Here is a 3,617-nt window from a genome sequence, read left to right as displayed (position 1 = left end):
ATATTTATCTTTTCTATTAAATCTAATATCAAATATAAATCTCCATATACTCTTATATTTAGTTTTAAACTTATAAATAGTTCTTACATATTGAGCACTTCTTGAAAGAGACATATTAATATTATTATGATATGGCATGCTGCTGATAAATATGTGGCTAATTGCACCAAATAATGATATTTTCGGGGCATATTCTATAATATTGGTAACTTTCCCATGCATTTTAAAAGGAATAGAGCCAAAAAAATCAGCGATATTCTTATCGATAATATTATTTATTAAGTATTTTTGATATTCAATAAATAATCTTATATTATATTCTATTTTAAAATTTTTATTTGATAAGTTGGCATAACATTCTGTAAAATATTTAATTCCTTCCAGATAATCATGATATAATATATCTTTCATTTTGTTATTTTCAATATTTTCAAGGACAGGCTGTATTTTTTTATCTATATATTCATATCCAATAGTTTGTCCATCTTTATAAATTATTCGATTAATGTAGTCAATAACGATGAGTATCATTATAAGAATTTACATCTTAATACATGTTATAAATTATTTGCGGAAACTTATTATTGTTATAAGAAACATATAAACATTAATAACGGATTTAATACGGTTTTGACAGGCTACTCAAAATTAGACGATTATAAAAAAGATATAAAAAATTGCGTTATACCAAAGAAAATAGACAATGGTAAAAAAATAGTTATTTACGCTCCGCATTGGAGTATAAGAGTAGATAATAATTTAGCGACTTTTCACCTTTATCATAAATATTTTTTTAATTTACTTAAAGAAAATCCTAATATAAATTTTGTTTTTAAGCCGCATCCCGATTTAAGACACAGAATGATAGAGTCTAAAATTATGGATATAGAATATTATGAGAATTATATAAAAGAATGGGATAATTCTGACAACGGAATATATATTTATGACGGAGAATATATAGATTTATTTAGAAAAAGTTGCTGTTTAATTACCGATAGCGGTTCTTTTATAGCAGAATATTTGCCGAGCGAAAATCCATGCATTTATCTTATTAATCCAGAAAAAGAAAATTTAATTGAAAATACATTTAACGATTTTGCAAAGCCAATAGTAAACAGCTATTATCTTTGTTATAACGAAGAAGATATAAATAAATATTTTAACGAAGTGATTATAAACGAAAACGACTATATGAAAGATAAAAGAATTAATTTGATAAAAGACAGTTTTATTAATATAGGTTCGGCGGGAAAAACTATAACGGAATATTTAAGAAATATATTTTTAAATAAATAAAGGAGTATTTTATGATAGATAAAAATTATTGTATGAGTTCTTATCTCACTTTTAGATTTATAGAAGACGAGAAGATAAATTTTTTTGAGAATACGCGGCATAAAGTCTATAAACCTAAAAATAGAAAATACGGATGTTCAAATTATTTAGATATAGAAAGAGCTATAAAGGAAGTTTTGGAAAAGGAATATATACCGAATAAAACGGCTATTTTATTGAGCGGCGGGATGGACTCGGCAGTTTTATCTTCATATATGCCGAAAGGAACGGTTGCCTATACTTTAAAATGCGTATCCGATAACGCGATAGACGAAACCAATCGGGCTAAAAAATATGCCGAAAAATATGATTTAAAACATGAAATTGTAGAAATAACTTGGAATGATTATTTGAATTTAACTCCAAAACTTATGAAATATGACGGAGTTCCAATGCATTCTATAGAACCTCAATTATATAAAGTTGCAATTAAAGCTAAAGAAAATGGAATAGAAAAATTAATTATTGGCGAAAGCGCCGATTTAGTATTTGGCGGTATGGATAAATTGCTTTCAAAAGATTGGCTATTTGATGAATTTGTCGATAGATATACTTTTGTTAATCCTAAAGAAGTCTTAAATGAATATGTTTCTATGACAGATATATACGAAAGATATAGAATTAATGATAATAAAATAGATTTTTTAAAATTTATGGATGAAATATTTTCTATAGAATCTTCCACTTCATATATGCATGCATTTGGATACGCTGATATTGAATATATAGACCCTTATTCGTATATGTTTATGACTGAACCATTGGATTTATCTAAAGTAAGAAGCGGGCAGTCTAAATATTTAATAAGAGAATTATTCAAGAAAAGATATCCCGAGATAGAAGTCCCAGAAAAAATTCCTCTTCCTCGTTCGGTAAACGACTGGCTGAAAGATTGGGAAGGACCGAAAAGAAAAGAATTTAGAAAAGATATAAATATTAATAATTTTACGGGCGACCAAAAATGGCTAATATTTTGTTTGGAATGGTTTTTAAATTTGCATGATGAAGGAAAATTATAATGATATTAGGATATACTTCTGGAGTTTACGATTTATTTCATATAGGGCATTTGAATTTATTAAAGAATGCTAAAGGTTTATGCGACAAATTGATAGTAGGAGTTTCGGTAGACGAACTTGTAAAATATAAAAATAAAAAAGCCGTTATACCTTTTGAAGAGAGAATAGAAATAGTGAGAAATATTAAGTATGTGGATTCGGCGATACCGCAATATGAAATAGATAAATTCAAGACTTGGGAAAAGATAAAATTTGATATTCTTTTTGTTGGAGACGATTGGTATGAAACGGACTCTTGGAAAAGTATGGAAAATAGATTTAAAGAAGTCAATGTTAGAGTGGTTTATTTTCCATATACCAAAGGCACAAGTTCAAGTCTTATTAATGAGATACTTATAAAGACTAGAAGTAATATTTAAACAGCGGATATAGAAAAGAGTGCGAGGCAATATTTTTTTAATTTTTGAATTTAATTATTTTTTTTATTAATAAAGATTGACTTTTTATTGATAATTGTTATAAATATATTTGAAATAATTAATTTTAAGGATAATATTATGTCTTATGATATTTATAATAATATTAATGAAATAATAAAAGTAATTACACAAGATAAATTACAATTTAACCAATTTATGCGAAAAGCTATATCAGAATATCAACTTGGGCTTGAATATGATGACAATGTCGTAGCAATTAAAAAGGATTTTATAAGATTTATAATAAATATTTTACAATGTATAGAAAGTGAAATAGATAAAAATTGTAATATTACTAGCGATAGCGCTCAAAAATTTATTTCGTATTACTTTGATAAACTTTATAATTATTTATTTAAGAAAAACAATTCTAAAGATAATGAATGTGATAATGAAGCTAAACAAATTAGAAATTCAAGCCTTGATAATATGGCAAACTCCTCAAATAATATTAATTATTTATCTAATTTAATTTGCGAAGTATTAGAGAATACAATTAATAGTGGGATTTTATCATATGATGAAATTAATAAATTTATCATGCCATTTATACAAAAAATCAATAGAAAATATCAATTGAATTTATATATTTAATTGGTGTTAAAATTTTGTTTATAATAAATGAGGAAAAGGTTAATAATTTGGCTTGGTGGATACCGATTAGGAAGTGGAGAGATAAATTTAGAAATAAAATGCTGAATTTGAATCCGTAAATAAAAATACTAATAATTAAATATTGATATTTATAAAATTTCTGTTATTATTTAATTAAAATTTATGT

5 protein-coding genes are annotated in these 3,617 nt (G+C 25.2%); 4 read left to right on the top strand and 1 reads right to left on the bottom strand.

Annotated elements, in window-relative coordinates:
- A partial coding sequence (locus ACR0QS_RS12025; RefSeq protein WP_432633694.1) for a hypothetical protein occupies positions 1-411 on the bottom strand: 411 nt, incomplete at its 3' end.
- A gap of 66 nt (positions 412-477) precedes the next feature.
- Between ACR0QS_RS12025 and ACR0QS_RS12020 the strand changes: the two genes are divergently transcribed.
- The 4 genes from ACR0QS_RS12020 (at position 478) to ACR0QS_RS12005 (ending at position 3,430) form a co-directional block, all read left to right on the top strand.
- On the top strand, positions 478-1,299 hold the full coding sequence (locus ACR0QS_RS12020; protein WP_432633693.1) for a CDP-glycerol glycerophosphotransferase family protein: 822 nt from the start codon (positions 478-480) through the stop codon (positions 1,297-1,299).
- Positions 1,300-1,310: 11 nt separating this feature from the next.
- Positions 1,311-2,357: an asparagine synthase C-terminal domain-containing protein gene (locus ACR0QS_RS12015; protein ID WP_432633692.1), complete on the top strand. Its 1,047-nt coding sequence runs from the start codon at positions 1,311-1,313 to the stop codon at positions 2,355-2,357.
- Positions 2,357-2,776, top strand: coding sequence for an adenylyltransferase/cytidyltransferase family protein (locus tag ACR0QS_RS12010; protein WP_432633691.1), 420 nt, complete (start codon positions 2,357-2,359; stop codon positions 2,774-2,776). Before ACR0QS_RS12015 ends, ACR0QS_RS12010 begins: the two co-directional genes overlap by 1 nt.
- 138 nt (positions 2,777-2,914) lie before the next feature.
- A complete protein-coding gene (locus ACR0QS_RS12005) occupies positions 2,915-3,430 on the top strand; it encodes a hypothetical protein (RefSeq protein ID WP_432633690.1) in 516 nt (171 codons plus the stop codon).
- Positions 3,431-3,617 lie beyond the last annotated feature (187 nt).

The sequence above is a fragment of the Brachyspira sp. genome (assembly GCF_050873525.1).
Classification (GTDB): domain Bacteria; phylum Spirochaetota; class Brachyspiria; order Brachyspirales; family Brachyspiraceae; genus Brachyspira.
The sequence above is the reverse complement of the archived record's forward strand: the minus strand, read 5'-3'. Positions and strand labels throughout refer to the sequence as shown.

Coding starts and splice junctions, on each gene's coding strand:
- ACR0QS_RS12015 (WP_432633692.1), top strand. CDS start 1,311: ATGATAGATAAAAATTATTGTATGAGTTCTTATCTCACTTTTAGATTT.
- ACR0QS_RS12010 (WP_432633691.1), top strand. CDS start 2,357: ATGATATTAGGATATACTTCTGGAGTTTACGATTTATTTCATATAGGG.
- ACR0QS_RS12005 (WP_432633690.1), top strand. CDS start 2,915: ATGTCTTATGATATTTATAATAATATTAATGAAATAATAAAAGTAATT.